This window comes from Salarchaeum japonicum, from assembly GCF_049705945.1.
Lineage (GTDB): Archaea > Halobacteriota > Halobacteria > Halobacteriales > Halobacteriaceae > Salarchaeum > Salarchaeum japonicum_A.
This window is the reverse complement of sequence record NZ_JBNAMV010000004.1, coordinates 1,293,840-1,308,128: the sequence shown is the minus strand read 5'-3', so window position 1 is coordinate 1,308,128 and position 14,289 is coordinate 1,293,840. Positions and strand designations below refer to the sequence as shown.

Here is a 14,289-nt window from a genome sequence, read left to right as displayed (position 1 = left end):
CGGTGCGGAAGCGGGGCGGTACGGGGCGCGGCGGACAGAGCGTCCTCGCGCGGAGCGCGAGGTTCACCGCTCGCCCGTGGCGAGCGGCTTTTTCCCTCCAGGTTTTTACTCAAGCGGTCGCCTCCGGCGACCCGCAGAGTAAAAAGGTGGGTGAGGAACGCTTTTAGAGCGTCCGGCGCCAGTATGTTGTATGGCCGATTGTCCAATCGCGGACGAGTGCCCGAGCTTCTCGGAGCGCATCGAGGGGATGGGGTGTCAGTATTACGGGGACCGGGGCGGGAAGGAGTGGTGTAATCACTACAGTCAGCCGATAGAGGAGATGAAGACGGCGCCGGTGGTTCCGGGGGAGGAGATCGTCATTGACGTGGATGACATGCACGAGTCGGGTGCTGGTGTCGGCCGGCAGGAGGACTCTGGCTTTATCGTGATGGTGGACGGCGTGTTGCCGCCGGCGCGGGTGCGGGCGAAGGTGACGCACGTGAAGTCGAATTACGCTCGTGCGGACCTCGTGGAGAAGCTTCCCGAGGAACCCTCGGAGGACGACGAGACGGAGGTCGAGGATGCGGATGAGGGCGACGAGGACGATCCGCGGCTGGGGAGTCGGGAGAACTTCTGGGGGAGTTGAGCGACATCGAGGACGCGCTGGCGCGGGCGGGGTTCGACGCGTCGGAGAGCGTGTTGACGCGCCGGCAGGCGGAGGTGTTGGCGCTGCGCGAGCAGGGAGTGGCGCAGGCGGACATCGCGGAGTCGCTCGGCACGTCACGCGCGAACATCTCGAAGGTGGAGTCGGCGGCGCGGGAGAACGTCGCGAAGGCGCGGGAGACTGTGGCGTTCGTGGAGGCGCTGGAAGCGCCGGTGCAGGTGGAGTTCGAGGCGGGGACGGACCTGTACGACGTTCCCGACGACGTGTTCGACGCGTGCGACGACGCGGGCGTGAAGGTCGCGTACTCGGGTGTAGATATGATGACGCGCGTGAGCGAGGCGGCGGGGGACGCGGTCGTGGGGCGCGAAGTAAGAACGCCGATTCTCGTGGGTGTGACGCGGGAGGGCGGCGTTCGAGTGCGGGTCGCGCCGGACTAGAACAGGCCGTCCTCGCGGAGTTCGCGCACGGCGTCGCGGACGCGCTGGCTGTCCTCGCGGGGGACGACGAGCACGCGGTCGTCGTAGGCGGCGACGACGAGGTTTTCGACGCCGATGGTCGTGATGTGTGCGTCGTCGCTCGCGAGCACCGAATCCGCGGTGTCGATTGTGAGCGCGTCCCCGAGCACGGCGTTCCCGTCGCTGTCAGTGTCGAGGACGCGGGCGAGCGCGTCCCACGACCCGAGGTCGTCCCAGTCGAAGTCCGCGGGCACGACGACGGCGTTGTCGGTGTCTTCCATCACGGCGTAGTCGACGCTCACCGCGTCCACGCGCTCGAATCCGCGCTCGGGTTCGCCGTCGTCGAGCGCGTCGACGAGCGGGCGGAGCGGGCCATCGCGCGCGGCCGCGAGGAACGCGTCGGGCGTCCACGCGAACATCCCGGCGTTCCAGAGCCAGCCGCGTTCGACGTAGTCTCGGGCGGTGTCCGCGTCCGGTTTCTCGCGGAACGCGGCGACCTCGCGGTAGCGCCCGTCGTCGAGGTCGCCGCCGGGTTCGATGTAGCCGTAGCCGGTGGCGGGCCGAGTGGGTTCGACGCCAACGGTCGCGAGGAAGCCGTCGCGGGCGGCGTCAAGCGCGACGTTTGCAGTCGGTTCGAACGCCCCCCGGATGGAGTGGTCGCTCGGGAGGCAGAGAACGGCGCAGGACCCGACTTGGTCGCGGATGCGGTGTGTCGCGTACGCGAGCGCGGGGCCGGTGTCCTTCGCCGCGGGTTCGACGAGCACGCCGACCTCCGGGACGATGTCGCGGACGCGGTCGGCGTACGCCTCGCGGGTGGCGACGTAGACGTGGTCGGCGAACCCGACGCGGTCGGCGGTCCGTCGGAGGAGCGAGCGCTCGCCGTTCAGCTCGAGGAACTGTTTCGGGCGGTCGCTCCGACTCGCCGGGTACAGTCTGGTTCCCGTGCCGCCCGCGAGCAGGAGCGCGACAGTGTCCATACGCCCCGCTCTCCCGCCATCTCCTAAACTCTACTTTCACCGCGGTGGACGAGGGTTTATACGGAAAGACGGCGTATCTCCGGTTGTCTCCCACTGAAACACACGCGGAGACAGGAACCAACGATGAGCGACATACAGCAGACAGCGAGCGACCTGTACGAACAGTTCTCCGACCACGTCGATGTCACCGAAGACGAGATTGAGGAACGCCTCGACAAACTCGTCTCCGAGTACAAAGTCCCCCTGAGCGAGGCGCGCCGGAGCGTCGAGAGCCACTACCTCGAAGAAGCCGGGCTCGAACGCGACGACATCGGGAGTCGCGGCGGGAACGAGACGGTGCAGGTCGAGGACGTGGACGAAGCCGAACAGTGGGTGGATATCACGGCGAAGGTCGTGGACCTCTGGGAACCCCGGAGCGACTCCGTCGGCCAAGTCGGCCTGCTCGGCGACCCGACCGGCACCATCAAGTTCACGAAGTGGGCGAAGTCCGACCTCGCCGAACTCGAAGAGGGTGGCGTGTACCGGTTCGGGAACGTCGTAACGGACGAGTACCAGGGACGGTTCTCCGTGAAACTGAATCGGACGACGACCATCGAGGAACTCGACGAGGACATCGAAGTCGGGGATAACGACGAGACCGTCGAGGGCGCGCTCGTGGACATCCAGTCCGGGAGCGGCCTCATCAAGCGCTGCCCCGAGGAGGACTGCACGCGCGTCCTCCAGAACGGCCGGTGTAGCGAACACGGCGAGGTCGACGGCGAGTTCGACCTCCGCATCAAGGGCGTGCTGGACGACGGCGAGGACGTGCACGAAGTCATCTTCAACGACGAGTCCACCGAGTCCCTCACGGGCATCGGTCTGGAGGAGGCGAAGCAGATGGCGAAGGACGCGCTCGACACCACCGTCGTCGCCGACGAGATGCGCGACCTCGTGCTGGGCCGGTACTACCGCGTTACGGGTCCGACGCTCGGCCGGTACGTGCTCGCGAACGATATCGAGGAACTGTCCGCGCCAGCTGACGCCGAAGCGATTCTCATCAAAGCGAGGTCGATGTAAATGAGTCAGAGTGCCCCCACGCGCGAGGTCGCCCGCCGCGTCTTCGCCACCGAGTTCAACGACGCCACGTTCAGCTTCAAGGAATCCGACGACGAGCGCGCGCCCGTCTACAGCCTCCTCCCCACGGGGGAGCGCGCGAACCGCGTGTTCATCGTCGGCACGCTCACCGAGACGGAGGACGTGGGCGAGGACTCGGAGTACTGGCGCGGCCGGGTCGTCGACCCGACCGGGACGTTCTTCGTCTACGCCGGCCAGTACCAGCCGGAAGCCGCGTCCGCGCTCCGCGACCTCGACACGCCGAGCTACGTCGCCATCGTCGGGAAACCACGGACCTACGAGACCGAAGACGGGTCCGTGAACGTCTCCGTGCGGCCCGAATCCATCACCGAAGTCAGTTCCGCGGTACGGGACCGCTGGGTGGTGGAGACGGCCGAACGAACGCTCGAACGCGTCGAAGCGTTCGAGGAGGAGGGCAACGAGTACGCCCGCCGCGCCGAGGAGGAGTACGACCTCCCGCTGTCGCGGTACACCCAGGGCGCCATCGAGGCATTGGAAAGCCTCGACGAGAACGAAGAAGTCGAGCAGCCCGCCTGAACCGGGGAATCAGTTAAGTAACTGGACGCGCCAGTTACGCGGGAGATGGGGAACAAGAACAAGACCGTCTCCTTCCGCGTGAACGAGGACACGTTCGACGCCCTCCGCGACATCGCGGAGGAGCGCGACCTCTCCCTATCGGCCGTCTTCCGGGACTACGTCGACCAGCTCGTCGCCCACGACGGGAAGGTCCGCGTCGTTCCCGAGGACGAGGCGACGGAGGTCGATTCGGAGTTCCCGCCGACGGTCGAGGTGTCGAAGAGCTTCGTGCGCGAGCACGAACGCCTCGAACTCGAAGCGAAACACCTCCGCGACCAAATTGAGGAGCACAAGCAGTACATCTCCCAACTTCGCGCGGAACTCGAAGACAGAGACGGCGTGGCTGACGTCGTCCACCTCGACGACCTCGACGACGACGAGGACGACGAACAGTTCCAGTTGGGTTAACCGGAGAGTTCGCGCTTCTTCTCGCCCGCACGCCGTTCGGCTTCGGAGTTGCCGTCGACGGCCGCGAGTTCCTCGACCGCCTCCAGCGTTCGGACGGCGTTGTCGAGGAACGAGTACACGTCACCCGGGTACGCGTACACCATGTAGTCCTCCGTCATCACGTCCACGATGGATTCGGGGTCGAGTCCCTGCGCGCGGAGTTCGAGCACGTACTGGATGAACTTCCGCTCCGGATGCCCACAGTAGGGGTTCGAGTCGCAGTTGCAGTCGAGGAAGTCCTTCGCGAAGTCCAGCACGCGCTCCTGGGTCGCCTCGTTCAACTGGTCGAGGTTGCTCCCGCTGAACAGCACGTCGAGGGTCGCGCCGTGGAACGCGCCCTTCGGGAAGTTCGCGTCCAACTGGCTCACCACCTGCCGGTGGTTCTTCACGTAGATCTTATCCGGGAACGCCACACTCCGAGTAGGCGGACGCGAGCAAAAAGCGTACTGCCTCGGCACAGGGTTTTCGGGGCTTCGACCCACACGTCCGGTATGGCGACGACGGAGTACGCGCAGTGTCCGACCTGTGGCTGGACCGGGCGCGAAACCGACCTCGACGACGCCGGCGACACCGCCGCCTGCCCCGTCTGCGATACCGCCGTCACACCCGGCTGATTCGTAACGCATATTTGCACACGGCGAGTACGCCAGAGTGCAGTGTCCGGGTTGGGGTAGTGGACTATCCTTCAGCCTTGTGGAGGCTGAGACGCGGGTTCAATTCTCGCACCTGGACCTTCTCTACGAACTAACGCGACGAGCCGATAGCTGGCAGTCCGTTTGTCGAGCGTCGCGGTTTCGAGTAGTGAGTTTGAACTGTTCGGGGGTGTGAGGAGGGGTATGGACGTGTGGGCGCTGGGGGACGCCGGGTTGGCGGCGGTTCTCTGGACGGTGTTCGTGTTGTACGCGGTGTCGGTCGTGTCGTGGATTTTGGAAGTCGGCTGGTTCTCGCGGGGGTGGCAGACGGAGGAGTTCCCGTACGACGCGTCGGACGCCCGAGTGCGAATCATGACGGTGAACGCGACGGAGGTGGTGCGGCGGACGGTGGATGCGGTGCCGGCGAAACTGGGGCGTCCCCAAGTAATTACGGAGGAGGACATCGACGTGCCGGGCGCGGACGTGTTCGTGGTGCCCGAGGAGTTCGAGTGCGTGGCGGAGCGGAAGGGGCGGGCGCTCGAATGGGCGCGCCAGAACGTTCCGTGTAACCGCGAGTTCGTGCTCTATCTCGACGAGGACACGCTGATTACGGACGTGGAGGGGTTTCCGGACGCGGACATCGTGCAGTTCTCGGAGCGCCCGGTGAACACGGGGTCGCGGCTCGCGTACCTCACGGACGTCTTCCGGTTGGGGTACCATCTCGAACAGCGCGCGTTCCATCGGTTGTCCGCGCCGTTGTACGCGTGGGGCGGCGGTATCGCGGTTCGCCGGGAGTTCGAGGACGCGGTGACGTGGGACCGCCGAACGCTCATCGAGGACACGAAGTTCGCGTGGCAGGCCACGAACGTTCCCGATTTCGACTTTCGACTGCTCCGCCGACAGTTCGTGAATCAGGCGCCGCCGTCGCTGACGGCGCTCGTGAAGCAGCGCCGTCGGTGGATGTCTGGGTCGCGCGAGGACGCGCACGGACTCCCGCGGCGGTACTGGCTGTTCTACGGCCTGCGGAACGCCGCGTGGGGACTCTCGCTCGTCATGCCCGTGTTCGCCGTGCTGTCGTACCTGCGGCCGGGCGCGCTCCCGTATCCCCGTCTGTACACGCTCGGGACGATGTGTCTGCTCGTCTTCCTGTTCGCGTGGAGTTTCCTCGGCGCGCGGGCGGTCGGCGCGAGCGCGAAGACGACGGTGCTCGCGGTGCTGTTGACGCCGGTCACGAACCTCCTGCACTCGGTCGGGGCGGCGTACGGCGTGCTGTTCCCGCCGCGGACGTTCGAGGTGACGGAGAAAGTGGCGTTCGACGACATTCCAGAGGACGAGGAGCAGACCGTCGACCTCGAGGACGTCATCGCCGAGGACCACGGACTGGACGTGGAGCTGGACGACTAGGCGCGCAGGGACGGCGAGTCCGCCCGCCGGCCCGTGTTCTGAATGATGTTGAACGCGGTCATGAGGTCGGTGCGGGAGACCAATCCGACGGTGTTGCCGGTCGCGTCCACGACGATAAGACGGCCGACGCCGTGTTCCTGCATCGATTCGAGCGCGGTCATCGCGTCGTCGTACTGCGGAATCGTGTAGACGTCGTGCGTCATCACGTCCGCGACGGTGTACGCGTCACGCTCGACTTCCTTCACGTTCCGCGCGTCCTCCAGCGTCACCATGCCGACGACGTCGTCGCGTTCGACGACGGGGTAACCGGTGTGGCGTTCGTCGAACATGCGTTCCATGAGTTCGGCGACCGTGGTGTCCTTCGAGACGGTTTTCAGGTCGCGCTCGGGCGTCATCACGTCCGCGACGCTGACGCCTTCGAACGCGGCGTTCATCGTGGTGCGCTGGCTCTCGCTGGACGCGCCGATGTAGATGAAGAAGGCGATGAGGATGAGGAAGAGGTTCACGAACAGGCCGAGGATGCCGAGGACGATGGCGAACATCTTCCCGACTTCGGCGGCCATCTGGGTTGCGCGCGCGAACGGCCGGTTCCGGGCGAGGAGGGAGCGGAGGACGCGGCCGCCGTCCATCGGGAACCCGGGGAGGAGGTTGAACGCGGCGAGCGCGAAGTTCATCAGCGCGAGGTAGCCGAACACGAACCGCACGAGTTCGAGGCTCGGCGGGAACAGCGTGAGCACGACCCAAGAGAGCGCGCCGAGCACGATGCTGACGAAGGGGCCGGCGATGGCGATGGTGAACTCGTGCTTCCAGTCCTCGGGTTGTTCGCTGAGGCTGGCGATGCCGCCGAGTATCCAGAGCGTGATGGAGTCGATGGGGTAGCCATAGCGTATCGCGACGAGTGAGTGGCCGAGTTCGTGGAGGACGACGCCGGCGAACAGGCCGACGGCGGCCGCGAGTCCGAGGAACCACTCGCGGTTGCCCTGCGTGAGTACGGCCTGGTCGAGGCTCGTGCCGAACACGCCGTTCAGGATGGTGACCCAGTCCCCGACCTGCGTGCCGATGATCCACGCGAGGATTGGGAGGATGAGGAGGAACGTCAGATCGACTTTGATTGGGATGCCGAACGCGCTCCCGATTTTGAAACTGCGCATATCAAGGGAGTTGGGCGAGACGGGTTTAAATTCCGGTGGCCGGCGAAGCCTTTACTCGCGGGAACGCGAACCGCCGGGTATGACTGATTCAGTGGTTCGCCGCGCGGGCGACGTATCGTACGAGACCGTGGACGCCGCGGAGGGGATGCGCAAGGGCGTGCTCGTCGGCGAGGACGAGGGCGCGCCGAACTTCGCGATGCGGCGGTTCGTGCTCGACGCGGGTGCGAGCGTTCCCGAGCACACGAACGAGGTCGAACACGAGCAGTACGTGCTCTCCGGGGAGTACACCGTGGGTATCGGCGACGAGGAGTACGAGGTGTCGGCGGGCGACAGCCTCCTCATTCCCGCGGACGCCGTCCACTGGTACCGGAACGACGGCGACACCGAGGGGTCGTTCATCTGCGTCGTCCCGCACGGGGAGGACGAAATCCACCTCGTGGAGTAAATAGAGAGTTCGGGTGTTTCGGACGGTTGATGGCGGGATGGTCGGCGTGCGGGATGTCCGGCTTCCCGAGTTTTTTGGTCGGGGGTTGTCGAGTACTGGCATGGAATCTCCGGAGACGCGGCGAGACGCGGTCGTGGAGGAGTTACACGGCGAGCGAGTGGAGGACCCGTATCGGTGGCTGGAGGGCGACGGCGAGGAAGTCGAGGCGTGGACGGAGCGCCAGAACGAGTACGTGGATTCGGTGCTGGACGACGACGTCCGGGAGTCGCTGGAGCCGAAGTTCGAGCCGTTGGCGGACGTGCCGTCGTTCGGGTCGGTGACGGCGCGGGGCGGGCGGGCGTTCCAGTCGGTTCGGGACGCGGACCAAGAGCGGCCGGTGTTGACGCTGCGCGGCGGCGGCGGTGACCGGGTGGTGCTCGCGGACCCGAACGAGTGGGAGGGCGAGGCGTCGATGGACTGGTTCACGCCGTCGCCGGACGGCGAGCACGTCGCGTACGGCGTCGCGACCGGCGGAAACGAGCAGTACGACCTCCGCATCGCGGACGTGCCGTCGGGCGAGGTCGTGCACGAAGTGGCGGAGGTCGGGCGAACCAATCCGGGGATGTTCGCGTGGGCGGACGACGGCTTCTACTACGTCGCCACCGGGGGGATGGGCGAGCAGATGTCGAAGGAACTCCGCCACGAGACGCTCTCCGGCGAGCGGACGGTCGTCGGGACGCACGACGACCAGCACGTCTGGCCGGGACTGGACGCCCACCGCGATCGATTGGTCGTGTCGTTCAGCGAGATGAGCGGCGGCACCGAACTCGCGGTGCTCGACGACGGCGAGTTCGTGCCGGTGTTCGACGGCGAGGACGCGGCCGCGGACGTGTCGTTCGCGGGCGACGACGCCTACGTTCGCACCGAGAAGAACGCGCCCCGCGGTCGCGTACTCCGCGCGGACGCGGACGGTTTCCTCGCCGGTGACCCCGACTTCGAGACGGTCGTGCCGGAGGGCGAGGGCGTCGTGCGGAGCGTCGCGGTCGCCGACGACTTCCTCGTGGTGCACGAGCACCGGGACGCGCACTCCCACCTCGCGGTGTACGACCGCGACGGGAGTCCGGCGTTCGACGTGCCGCTGCCGGACTACGTGAGCGTGGACGGCCTCGACGCGGACAGCGACGCCAACGAGTGCCACTATCGCGTGCAGTCGTTCGGCACGCCCGCGACGGTGACGCGCTGCGACCTCGGCGCGCGGGAGACGGAGACCTTGGACGCGCCCAGTCTCGACACGGAGGTGGACGTGGACGTGACGCAGGAGTACGTCGAATCGACCGACGGCGCCCGCGTTCCCGTGTTCATCGCTCACGCGCGGGAGACGACGCCGGACGCGGAGACGCCCGCGGTGCTGTCGGCGTACGGCGGCTTCCGTATCAATCGTACGCCGGCGTTCTCGCGGTTCCGACTGCCGTTCCTCGCGGACGGCGGCGTGTTCGTGCAGGTGTGCGCGCGCGGCGGGTCCGAGTTCGGCGAGGAGTGGCACGAGGCGGGAATGCGCGAGGGGAAACAGCACACGTTCGACGACGTCATCGCGGCCGCGGAGCACGTCGTGGACGAGGAGTACACGTCCACGGACCGCCTCGGCGTCGTCGGCGGGAGCAACGGCGGACTGATGGCGGGCGCGGTGCTCACGCAGCGCCCCGACCTCTGGGGTGCCGTCGTCTCGGCTGTTCCCCTGCTCGACATGCTGCGCTTCCACGAGTTCCTGCTCGGGGAGTCGTGGACCGTCGAGTACGGCCACCCCGAGGACCCGGAGGCGTTCGAGTACATCCGCGACTACTCGCCCTACCACAACGTGGCGGACGAAGAGTACCCGGCGACGCTGTTCACGACCGCGGTCGGGGACTCGCGAGTCCACCCGAGCCACGCGCGGAAGATGACGGCACGCCTCCAGGACGAGGGGCAGGGCGGCCCGTTCTGCTGTCGGACGAAGACTGACACCGGCCACGGTACCGGGAAGTCGATGTCGATGGCGGTGGCGGAACAGCTCGACCAGTGGACGTTCCTCTACGGGTTCCTCGGCGCGGAGGCGAACGCCTGAAATAGCCGGCGGGAGTATGGAGGATATCGTGGCGACGCAGGTTCAGCGCGTGGATACGTTGTTCTTCCACGAGGTCGGCGACGAGTACCTCGTGGTGGCGGAGCGGGACGACGAGCGACTGTTCCGCGCGAAACTCGAACTCGCGGAGAAGGCGGCGGGCCCGCGGCCGGTGAAGTTCCGCGTGAAGGACGGGTCGTCGGAGGACCCGCGCCCGCCGGACGAGTTCGTGGAGATCGCGCGCCGAGCGACCCGCATCCGCATCAGCCAGCAGACGCGCCGGGCGAAGCGCGACGAACTCCGGGAGATGCTGTCGGGGTATCAGCTCGCGGGGAAGTCGAAGGCGGTGCGGACGTGCCGGTACTGCGCGAACCAGGGGCGGTATTCGCCCCTCACGGAGGACACGGCTATCGAGGCCGACGGCGAACACATCTGCCAGGACTGTGCGAAACAGGAGTTGGAGCGCGAACTCGCGTTCAACGGCGACCTCACGGGCGCGGCCCAGGACCGCCTGGAGGACCTCCTGCTCGAAGTCCAGGACCTCGACCGCATCACGAGCCTCCTGCAGGGCCAGCTCGACCCGGATTTGACGAAGTTCGACGAAATCAGCGCGAACACGGACGACATCGACCCCGTGCCGGTGAGCGACCTCGACATCCATCCGGGGATGCGCGACCGGCTCGAAGACCGCTTCGACACCTTGCTGCCCGTGCAGTCGCTCGCGGCGAAGAACGGGCTGGCCGAGGGCGAGGACCAGCTCGTGGTGTCCGCGACCGCGACCGGGAAGACGCTCATCGGCGAAATCGCAGGCCTCCACCGATTGCTCTCCGGAAAGGGGAAGATGCTGTTTCTCGTGCCGCTGGTCGCGCTCGCGAACCAGAAGCACGAGGACTTCGAGGACGACTACGGAGATATGGCGAACGTCAGCATCCGCGTGGGCGCGTCCCGGATTCGGGACGACGGGATGGCGTTCGACCCGAGCGCGGACATCATCGTCGGCACCTACGAGGGAATCGACCACGCGCTCCGCACCGGCCGCGACCTCGGAGACATCGGGACGGTCGTCATCGACGAGGTACACACGCTCCAGGAGGACGACCGCGGCCACCGGCTCGACGGCCTCATCAGTCGCCTGAAGCACTACTGCGAGCAGCGCGAGCGGGAGCGCGCGGAGTACGGCGGCGCGCAGTGGATCTACCTCTCTGCGACCGTCGGGAACCCCGGCGTGCTCGCGCGTGGGTTGCGCGCGAACCTCGTGGAGTTCGAGGAGCGCCCGGTCCCCATCGAGCGACACGTGACGTTCGCGGACGGCCAGGAGAAGCCGCGAATCATCAACAAACTGGTGCGTCGGGAGTTCGACAAGGAGTCCTCGAAGGGCTACCGCGGGCAGACCATCGTGTTCACGAACAGCCGTCGGCGTTGTCATCAAATCGCGCGAAAGCTCGACTATCCGGCTGGCGCGTACCACGCGGGCCTGGACTACGGGAAGCGCAAGAAGGTCGAGCGCGAGTTCGGCGACCAGGACCTCGCGGCCGTGGTGACGACGGCGGCGCTCGCGGCGGGCGTGGACTTCCCCGCCTCGCAGGTGGTGTTCGACTCGCTCGCGATGGGAATCGAGTGGCTTTCCGTCCAGGAGTTCGAGCAGATGCTCGGCCGCGCGGGCCGCCCGGACTACCACGACCGCGGGAAGGTGTACATGCTCGTCGAACCCGACGGCGTCTACCACAATTCGATGGAGATGACGGAGGACGAGGTGGCGTTCAAACTCCTGAAGGGCGAGATGGAGGACGTGGTGACGACGTACGACGAGACGAGCGCGGTCGAGGAGACGCTGGCGAACGTGACGGTCGCGGGGAAGGGCGCGAAGCGCCTGAACGACCGCATGATCGGCGAAATCCCGACGAAGCAAGCGCTGGGGCGGCTTCTCCAGTACGAGTTCATCGACGGCTTCAGTCCGACGCCGCTCGGTCGCGTGGTCACGTCGCACTTCCTCGAACCGGACGAGGCGTTCCAGATACTCGACGGTATCCGAAAGGAACGCACGCCGTTCGAAATTGTTGCGGAACTCGAACTGTACGGCGAAGACATCTAGCGTCTCTAAACGAATTCTAGCAGTTTTAGGGACGAACGTAAACCATTCCGCGGCAGAGTGTGTTGTATGCGACCAAGTGACAGTGCGGGCGGGAGTGGCGTGTTCGAGTGCTTCTCGTGCGGCGCGCGCGTCTCCGGGCCGTCAGGGCGAGCGTGCAGCGAGTGCGGCGGCGAACTCAACAATATCAGCGCGCCCCGGGACGTTTAGAGCCCCCAGAGCACGGCGATACCGCCGACCGTGACGAACGAGAGGAGGAGCTGGAGCGGCGCGCCGACCCGGAAGAAGTCCCGGAACTTGTAGCCGCCCGGCCCGTACACGAAGAGGTTCGTCTGGTAGCCGACCGGCGTCATGAACGCCGTCGACGCGGCGAACATCACGGCGAGGATGAACGCGAACGCGTTCGACCCGACCTGCTGGGCGGACTCCACCGCGACCGGAATCATCAACACCACCGAGGCGTTGTTGCTGACGACGTTCGTGAGGAGCGCGGTCGCGACGTAGAACACCCAGAGCACGCCGATGACGGGGAGGAACTGGTCCGTGCTCGCCACCGCGTTCCCGAGGAGTTCCGCGCCGCCCGTCTGTTCGATGGCGATGCCGAGCGGGATGACGCCCGCGAGCAGGAAGATGACGTTCCAGTCCACCGAATCGTAGATTTCGGGTGGTTTCAGCACGCCGAGGAGCACCATCGCCACCACGCCCGCGAGCGCCGTCGTCACGATGTCGAACGTCGGAATCCCCGACAGCGCGCCGAGAACCGGGACGCCAGAGAGGACGCCCCACGGCATCGCCGCGAACCCGATGACGCCCGCGATAATCGCGATGGCGTGCGGGATTTTCTCGGTCCGGTAGTCGGGGTCCTCGGGTTCGTGCGCGACGATGAAATCCCGGTTCTGGCTGAGGCGGTCGAGACTCCCCGTCGTCGCCTGCACGAGCAAGGTGTCACCGACCTTCAGCGGCGTGTGGTCCATGCGCTCCCGGACGAGCTCGCCGCGCGACCGGAACGCGAGCACGTTCACGTCGTAGCGGTCGCGGAACGTCGAACTCGCCAGCGTCTCCCCGACGAGCGCGCTCCGCGCCGGCACGATAACCTCCACCAGCCCCTGCTCTTCTTCCTCCTGCTCCAGTTCGTCCCCCGTGATAGCGCCGACGAGGTCGAGGCCGTCCACGTCCATCAGGCGTTCGAGGCTCGTGCGGTCCGTCCGCACCTTCAGGAGGTCGCCGGAACGCAGCGTCTTCCTGTTCAGCGGTTCGACGAACGACTCGCCGCTTCGGTCTATCTGGAGGATGTCGAAGTCCAGCGGCGTCTCCTGGCCCACGTCCTCCACGGTCATGCCCGCGACCGGCGAGTCCTCCCGCACCACGACCTCCGTCAGGTAGTCCTGGAGTTCGTACTCCTCCACGTAGTCGTCCTCGGGGAGCACGCGCTCCGGCAACAGCCAATAGCCAATCGTCATCAGGTAGGCGATACCGATGATGAGCACCACCACGCCCAGCAGCGTGAACTCGAACATCGAGAACTCGCGGAGGCCGAGTCCCGCGTACTCCGGTTGTTCCGCCAGCCGCGCCGCCACGTCGCTCGCGAGGATGTTCGTCGACGTTCCGATGAGCGTCAACATCCCGCCGAGCATCGACGCGAACGACAGCGGAATCAGAAGCTTCGACGGACTCGTCTTCCCCTCGTGCGCCAGGTCGGAGATGACAGGAACGAGAATCGCCACCACGGGCGTGTTGTTGATGAACCCAGACACCGGCCCCGCGACACCCACCGTCGCCGCCAACTGCCGGAACGGGTCGTCGCCCGCGAAATCCGCGAGCCGATTCCCCAGCCGCTGCACCACACCCGTCCGACTGATACCCGTCGACAGAATCAGCATCGCCAACACCGTAATCGTCGCCGGACTGGAAAACCCCGAAATCCCCTCACGCGCCGAAATCTGCGTCCACGGTTCCAGAACCATCAACAACACCATCACCAGAATCGCCGTGATATCGATAGGGAGCGCTTCCGTCGCGAACAACACCAGCGCCAAACCCACCAACGCAAACACCACCAGCATATCCACCGACACCCCGAACGGCAGCGCTAGAGGACAGAGAGACATACACCCCGCTACGGCAACCCCCAATAAGAAACCACTCGCCACGCAACGAAACGCTTTACCGCAGTCGAGAGCAATACTCGAACGCGGGACCGTGGGTTAGCCTGGTATACTTCGGGCCTTGGGTGCCCGTGACCCCGATTCAAATTCGGGCGGTCCCATTCTTCGACGCCTG

General features: G+C 66.3%; 15 protein-coding genes and 2 tRNA genes. 13 read left to right on the top strand and 4 right to left on the bottom strand.

Annotated features, from left to right (window positions below; all coding sequences use genetic code 11):
* The first annotated feature begins 190 nt into the window (after positions 1-190).
* Both ACOZ4O_RS08695 and ACOZ4O_RS08690 read left to right on the top strand, forming a co-directional pair.
* Positions 191-625, top strand: coding sequence for a TRAM domain-containing protein (locus ACOZ4O_RS08695; RefSeq protein WP_424524915.1), 435 nt, complete (start codon positions 191-193; stop codon positions 623-625).
* Complete coding sequence (locus ACOZ4O_RS08690; RefSeq protein ID WP_424524914.1) at positions 622-1,080, top strand: Tfx family DNA-binding protein; 459 nt, start codon at positions 622-624, stop codon at positions 1,078-1,080. Before ACOZ4O_RS08695 ends, ACOZ4O_RS08690 begins: the two co-directional genes overlap by 4 nt.
* Here the strand turns inward: ACOZ4O_RS08690 and ACOZ4O_RS08685 are convergent.
* On the bottom strand, positions 1,077-2,075 hold the full coding sequence (locus ACOZ4O_RS08685; protein WP_424524913.1) for a mannose-1-phosphate guanylyltransferase: 999 nt from the start codon (positions 2,073-2,075) through the stop codon (positions 1,077-1,079). The two genes, ACOZ4O_RS08690 and ACOZ4O_RS08685, sit on opposite strands and share 4 nt — an antisense overlap.
* 123 nt (positions 2,076-2,198) lie before the next feature.
* Between ACOZ4O_RS08685 and ACOZ4O_RS08680 the strand changes: the two genes are divergently transcribed.
* Genes ACOZ4O_RS08680 through ACOZ4O_RS08670 form a run of 3 tightly spaced genes read left to right on the top strand, consistent with a single transcriptional unit; the run spans position 2,199 to position 4,172 of the window.
* Positions 2,199-3,131: a replication factor A gene (locus tag ACOZ4O_RS08680; protein ID WP_424524912.1), complete on the top strand. Its 933-nt coding sequence runs from the start codon at positions 2,199-2,201 to the stop codon at positions 3,129-3,131.
* Positions 3,132-3,725: an RPA family protein gene (locus tag ACOZ4O_RS08675; protein ID WP_424524911.1), complete on the top strand. Its 594-nt coding sequence runs from the start codon at positions 3,132-3,134 to the stop codon at positions 3,723-3,725. It begins immediately after the preceding gene.
* 45 nt (positions 3,726-3,770) lie between these two features.
* Positions 3,771-4,172, top strand: a complete 402-nt coding sequence (locus ACOZ4O_RS08670) for a CopG family transcriptional regulator (RefSeq protein WP_424524910.1) — start codon at positions 3,771-3,773, stop codon at positions 4,170-4,172.
* Here ACOZ4O_RS08670 and ACOZ4O_RS08665 read toward each other — a convergent pair.
* Positions 4,169-4,624 (bottom strand): DUF5814 domain-containing protein, encoded by a 456-nt coding sequence (locus ACOZ4O_RS08665; protein ID WP_424524909.1) that lies wholly within the window; start codon positions 4,622-4,624, stop codon positions 4,169-4,171. The two genes, ACOZ4O_RS08670 and ACOZ4O_RS08665, sit on opposite strands and share 4 nt — an antisense overlap.
* A 78-nt stretch (positions 4,625-4,702) precedes the next feature.
* On the opposite strand from ACOZ4O_RS08665, the gene ACOZ4O_RS08660 reads away from it, so the two are divergent.
* From ACOZ4O_RS08660 to ACOZ4O_RS08650, 3 genes are all read left to right on the top strand, one after another.
* Positions 4,703-4,825: a hypothetical protein gene (locus ACOZ4O_RS08660; RefSeq protein WP_424524908.1), complete on the top strand. Its 123-nt coding sequence runs from the start codon at positions 4,703-4,705 to the stop codon at positions 4,823-4,825.
* A 45-nt stretch (positions 4,826-4,870) separates the two neighbouring features.
* Positions 4,871-4,943 (top strand) — tRNA-His (locus tag ACOZ4O_RS08655).
* A 104-nt stretch (positions 4,944-5,047) separates the two neighbouring features.
* Positions 5,048-6,247 (top strand): glycosyltransferase family 2 protein, encoded by a 1,200-nt coding sequence (locus ACOZ4O_RS08650; RefSeq protein ID WP_424524907.1) that lies wholly within the window; start codon positions 5,048-5,050, stop codon positions 6,245-6,247.
* On the opposite strand, the gene ACOZ4O_RS08645 is transcribed toward ACOZ4O_RS08650, so the two are convergent.
* A complete protein-coding gene (locus ACOZ4O_RS08645) occupies positions 6,244-7,398 on the bottom strand; it encodes a CBS domain-containing protein (RefSeq protein ID WP_424524906.1) in 1,155 nt (384 codons plus the stop codon). The two genes, ACOZ4O_RS08650 and ACOZ4O_RS08645, sit on opposite strands and share 4 nt — an antisense overlap.
* A 79-nt stretch (positions 7,399-7,477) precedes the next feature.
* Between ACOZ4O_RS08645 and ACOZ4O_RS08640 the strand changes: the two genes are divergently transcribed.
* The 4 genes from ACOZ4O_RS08640 to ACOZ4O_RS08625 all read left to right on the top strand — a co-directional run bounded on the left by ACOZ4O_RS08640 (position 7,478) and on the right by ACOZ4O_RS08625 (position 12,219).
* Positions 7,478-7,843, top strand: coding sequence for a cupin domain-containing protein (locus ACOZ4O_RS08640; protein WP_424524905.1), 366 nt, complete (start codon positions 7,478-7,480; stop codon positions 7,841-7,843).
* A gap of 100 nt (positions 7,844-7,943) precedes the next feature.
* Positions 7,944-9,923: a prolyl oligopeptidase family serine peptidase gene (locus ACOZ4O_RS08635; protein ID WP_424524904.1), complete on the top strand. Its 1,980-nt coding sequence runs from the start codon at positions 7,944-7,946 to the stop codon at positions 9,921-9,923.
* A gap of 28 nt (positions 9,924-9,951) precedes the next feature.
* Positions 9,952-12,012, top strand: coding sequence for a DEAD/DEAH box helicase (locus tag ACOZ4O_RS08630; protein ID WP_424526158.1), 2,061 nt, complete (start codon positions 9,952-9,954; stop codon positions 12,010-12,012).
* Positions 12,013-12,078: 66 nt separating this feature from the next.
* The gene (locus ACOZ4O_RS08625) at positions 12,079-12,219 is read left to right on the top strand and encodes a rubrerythrin-like domain-containing protein (RefSeq protein WP_424524903.1); all 141 of its coding nucleotides are present in this window, start codon (positions 12,079-12,081) and stop codon (positions 12,217-12,219) included.
* Here the strand turns inward: ACOZ4O_RS08625 and ACOZ4O_RS08620 are convergent.
* Positions 12,216-14,141, bottom strand: coding sequence for an SLC13 family permease (locus ACOZ4O_RS08620; RefSeq protein ID WP_424524902.1), 1,926 nt, complete (start codon positions 14,139-14,141; stop codon positions 12,216-12,218). The genes ACOZ4O_RS08625 and ACOZ4O_RS08620 overlap by 4 nt on opposite strands.
* A gap of 61 nt (positions 14,142-14,202) precedes the next feature.
* Here ACOZ4O_RS08620 and ACOZ4O_RS08615 point away from each other — a divergent pair.
* A tRNA-Pro gene (locus ACOZ4O_RS08615) sits at positions 14,203-14,275 on the top strand.
* Positions 14,276-14,289 lie beyond the last annotated feature (14 nt).